Here is a 4,572-nt window from a genome sequence, read left to right on the forward strand (position 1 = left end):
GCTCAGGCACGGTGTCGCTCAGGCACTCGACTGATCAGGCCCCGGGGACCGTCGGCGCCTCGTGGGTGCGCTCGTACTCGGCGAGGATGTCGATGCGGCGCTGGTGGCGCTCGGCCTCCGACCAGCTCTGGTCGAGGAACGCGTCGACGATCGCCAGCGCCTCCTCCTGTGAGTGCATGCGCCCCCCGATGCCGATCAACTGGGCGTTGTTGTGCTCACGCGCGAGGCGGGCGGTCTCGACGCTCCACGCCAGGGCGCAGCGGGCGCCGGGGACCTTGTTGGCCGCGATCTGCTCGCCGTTGCCGGAGCCGCCCAGCACGATCCCGAGGCTGCCCGGGTCCGCGACGACCCTGAGAGCCGCGTCGATACAGAAGGCCGGGTAATCGTCCTCCGCGTCGTAGGTGTGGGCTCCGCAATCGACCACCTCGTGGCCCGTGGCCTTCAGGTGCTCGGCGATGACGTTCTTGGTCTCGAAGCCGGCGTGGTCCGCTCCCAGGTAGATGCGCATGGCGGCGATTCTGCCACGTCGGACCCGGGCCGCCGACAACGGTGGAGTCACTTGGACAGCCGGATCACCATCGTCTCCGACGCCGCACCCTCCGCGGCGACGAAACCCATGTCGGTGTACAGCCTCCGCGCCGGATTGCCCCTCTCGACGCTGAGACTCACCAGCTCCAGACCCCGGTCCCGCGCGGCCGCGAGCGCCGCTTCGAGCAACAGGGCCCCGAGGCCTCTCCCGCGAAACCCGGGCCAGACGCACACGCTGAGTTCGGGGACTCCGTCCTCGACGTACCCAAAACCGGGATCCGAGGCGTCGAGGAACAGTAGCCACACGACACCGACCGGGCGTCCGGACACCTCGGCCACCAGACCGAAGTCGCCACGGTCGGGTCGGAGTGCCGAGTAGTGCGCCAGCGCGGGGTGGTCCGCCACGTCGGCTGCGGCGACCCGATCCTCCCCCGTCCAATTGACGTTGAGCAGGGTGGCCTCTTCCAGCAGTGAATCGTCATCCGCGGAGAGCGGCCGCACGCGTACTGAGCCATCCGCGCTGTCCGCGGGCACCTTGCGCCACAGGATGTCGTCGGGAGGCCCGGTCCCGTAGGACCGATGCCACTGTTCGACTACGCCGGTGTACCGCAGCCGGTCCGGTCGGAGCCAGCAGGTGTGATCGGGCCCCCATCCAGCGAGGACGGTCGCCCCCTGCGCGGTGTCGATTGCGCGCCCGGCGGTGCGGAGGTAGCCGGTGACGGTCACGTGGACCGCGTCGTAGGACTCGGCGACCTCGGCCCAGTCGGGGATCCACCAGCTTCCATCGCGCCCGGTGGTTCGCCACCAGTCGCCCCGCTTCTCCTGGGTCACCTCCAGGGGGAACTCGTTGACAAGACTGGCCCACTCCTGCGGGCTGTCGATTTCCCGGATTCGGGCCGAGGGCTCGACCTCGACCGGGTGGACGCGGGCCCGGCTCCACCCCATGTGGTCCTCGGTGGTGTGTGGGGCAAGAGGGCCGACCGACTCCCTGCTACGAGAGGTCCAAGCGATCCCGGCGAACACCGGCGCTGTCCACCACCGACCGGTGGTGGACCGCCAGTGGGGGTTGTCCGTGCCCGCGGACTCCTTCTCCCTGATCTGATCCCGCCATTTCCTGAGCTGCGGGCGGGCGTCCCCGAGCGAGTCCACCGGCATCCAGTTGTCGAACAGGAGCTGGACGATGTTCTGGCCGGTCCTGTCGACGGGGTCGGACCACCAGTTCGTCGCGGGATTCTCCGAGAGGGCTCGGGCGATCGGGCGGAGTGTGGCCACCATGTCGGGGCGCGCGAGGCCCTCTCGGTCGTCGTCCGGTTCCTGCCAGTAGACGGCCTTCCACACGCCGGCGCTGAGTTCACCGAGGATCCTCGGCTCACTTAGTGAACGGACCTGTTCAGCCCGGACCGTGCCGAACTCGTCGATGCGCTGCTGAGCGGTCAGCCGCCACCAGTCGGTGCCGGGAGCGGCCGCCTCGGCCACGGCCGCGCACAGCGCGCGACCGTAAGGCCCGTCCAGCACGGACTCACCATCGCGCACATCGACTCAGTCGAACTGCGGGGCCTCGGTGCGGCTGCGCTTGAGCTCGAAGAAGTAGGGGTACTCCGCGAGCAGGGCGGCGCCGTCGAAGACCTTGCCCGCGTCCTCGCCGCGCGGGATGCGCGTGAGGACGGGACCGAAGAAGGCCACGCCGTCCACGTGCACGACCGGGGTGCCGACCTCGTCGCCCACCGGGTCCATGCCGCGGTGGTGCGAGGCGCGCAGCTCGTCGTCGTACTCATCCGACGCCGCCGCGGCGGCGAGACCCGCGTCCAGTCCGGCGGCCTCGAGCGCCTCGGTGATCACCGTGGGGTCCTCGATCCCCCGTCCCTGGTCGTGGATGCGGGTGCCGAGCTCGGTGTACAGCCGGCCCAGGACCTCCTGGCCGTGACGCTGTGCGGCGGCGATCGCGACCCGGACCGGGCCCCAACCGCGTGTCATCAGCGCGAGGTAGTCCTCGGGCAGGTCCCGGCCGTCGTTGAGGACGGACAGGCTCATGACGTTCCAGGTCAGCTCGATGTCCCGGACCTTCTCCACCTCGAGGATCCAGCGGCTGGTGACCCATGCGAAGGGGCACAGGGGGTCGAACCAGAAGTCGACGGAACGGGTGGCGTCGGAACCAGAAGATGTCATGACCCCATCCTCCTCGTCCGGGTCCCCGACTGCCACCCCGCCCCGGGTGGTAGGACTGGGGCCACCACCCCCGCCCAGGAACCGAGGACCTCCGATGCGCTCGCTCAATCTCACCCGTTCCGACGCCGCCGCCAGGGCGGAACTGCTCGACGTGGACACCTACGAGGTGGACCTGGACCTCACCGACGGCTCCGGCGGGCCCGGATCCGGGACGTTCCGGTCCCGCACGGTGGTCCGGTTCACCTGCTCCCGACCCAGGGCGGAGACGTTCATCGATCTGAGGTCGGCGCGGATCCGGTCGGTGACGTTGAACGGACGGGACCTGGAGACCGGGGACTATGACGACGAGGTGGGGCTGACGCTGCCCGACCTGCAGGAGACCAACGAGCTCGTCGTGGACGCCGATCTGGCCTACACCTCCACCGGCGAGGGCCTACACCGCATGGTCGATCCCGTGGACGGGGAGGTCTACCTCTACTCACAGTTCCAGACCGCCGACGCCAAGCGGGTGTTCGCCTGCTTCGACCAGCCCGACCTCAAGGCCCGCTACACGCTGACCGTCACCGCCCCCGCCTCCTGGGTCGTGGTGGCCAACACCCCGGCCGGCGAGTCCCCGGGCGAGTCGGGAGCGGTCGTGCACCGGTTCGAGCAGACGGAGATCCTGTCGACGTACCTCGTGGCCCTGATCGCCGGCCCCTATCACGTGGTCGAGGACTCCTACGCCGACGAGCACGGGACCATTCCACTACGACTGTTGTGTCGTGCGTCGCTCGCCGGGTACCTCGACTCCGATCGGCTGTTCGCCGAGACCAAGGAGGGCTTCGGGTTCTATCACCGTGAGTTCGGCATGCCGTACGCGTTCGGCAAGTACGACCAGATCTTCGTGCCCGAGTTCAACGCGGGGGCCATGGAGAACGCCGGGGCCGTGACGTTCCTCGAGGACTACGTCTTCCGCTCCCGCGTCACGGCCTACCGCTACGAGCGGCGCAACGAAACGGTGCTGCACGAGATGGCCCACATGTGGTTCGGCGACCTGGTGACCATGCGCTGGTGGGATGACCTGTGGCTCAACGAGTCGTTCGCGACCTTCGCCTCGGTCCTGGCCCAGGTGGACGCCACGCAGTACACCGACGCGTGGACCACGTTCGCCAATGTGGAGAAGGCGTGGGCGTACCGGCAGGACCAGTTGCCCTCCACCCATCCCGTGGCGGCCGACATGACGGACCTGGAGACGGTCGAGGCCAACTTCGACGGGATCACCTACGCCAAGGGCGCGTCCGTGCTCAAGCAACTGGTGGCGTACGTGGGACGCGAGCCGTTCCTGGCCGGCCTGCGCGCCTACTTCGCCGAGCACGCCTTCGGCAACGCCGAGTTCGACGACCTCCTGCGGGCCCTCGAGGCCTCCTCCGGCCGCGACCTGTCCGACTGGGCCGAGCAGTGGCTGCGGACCACAGGCATCAACCCGATCTCGGTGGAGGTGGACACCGCAGACGACGCCCAGGCGACGATCTCCGAACTGACCGTCGTGCAGGGACCCGCCGCCCCGGGTGCCGGGGAGCTGCGCACCCACCGTCTGGGGGTCGGCCTCTACAGCCGTAACGACTCGGGCGCGCTGGTGCGCACCGCGTTCGCGGAGCTGGACGTGGACGCCGAGCGCACGACCGTCCCGGACATGTCCGGCCTTCCCGTTCCCGACCTGATCCTGCCCAACGACGCCGACCTGACGTACTGCTCGGTGCGCCTCGACGAGCGCTCCCTGACCACTGTCCTGGGCTCCATCGAGGACGTGACGGACTCGCTCGCCCGGACCCTGTGCTGGTCCGCACTGTGGGAGATGACCCGGGAGGCCCGGCTCCCGGCTCGCCGGTTCGTCGAGGA

4 protein-coding genes are annotated in these 4,572 nt (G+C 69.5%); 1 reads left to right on the forward strand and 3 read right to left on the reverse strand.

Going from position 1 to position 4,572, the window contains the following annotated elements:
• Positions 1 to 34: 34 nt before the first annotated feature.
• The 3 genes from G6021_RS07160 to G6021_RS07170 are packed head-to-tail and all read right to left on the reverse strand — an operon-like array spanning position 35 to position 2,694.
• Positions 35 to 508 (reverse strand): ribose-5-phosphate isomerase, encoded by a 474-nt coding sequence (locus G6021_RS07160; protein ID WP_182640949.1) that lies wholly within the window; start codon positions 506 to 508, stop codon positions 35 to 37.
• 47 nt (positions 509 to 555) lie between these two features.
• Positions 556 to 2,043 (reverse strand): GNAT family N-acetyltransferase, encoded by a 1,488-nt coding sequence (locus G6021_RS17200; RefSeq protein ID WP_347238928.1) that lies wholly within the window; start codon positions 2,041 to 2,043, stop codon positions 556 to 558.
• Positions 2,044 to 2,067: 24 nt separating this feature from the next.
• On the reverse strand, positions 2,068 to 2,694 hold the full coding sequence (locus tag G6021_RS07170; protein ID WP_179524910.1) for a DsbA family protein: 627 nt from the start codon (positions 2,692 to 2,694) through the stop codon (positions 2,068 to 2,070).
• Between the two features lie 94 nt (positions 2,695 to 2,788).
• Between G6021_RS07170 and pepN the strand changes: the two genes are divergently transcribed.
• The coding region (gene pepN / locus G6021_RS07175) for an aminopeptidase N (protein WP_182640950.1) at positions 2,789 to 4,572 on the forward strand (1,784 nt) is incomplete at its 3' end.

It is taken from the genome of Dietzia sp. CW19, from assembly GCF_014145265.1.
Lineage (GTDB): Bacteria > Actinomycetota > Actinomycetes > Mycobacteriales > Mycobacteriaceae > Dietzia > Dietzia natronolimnaea.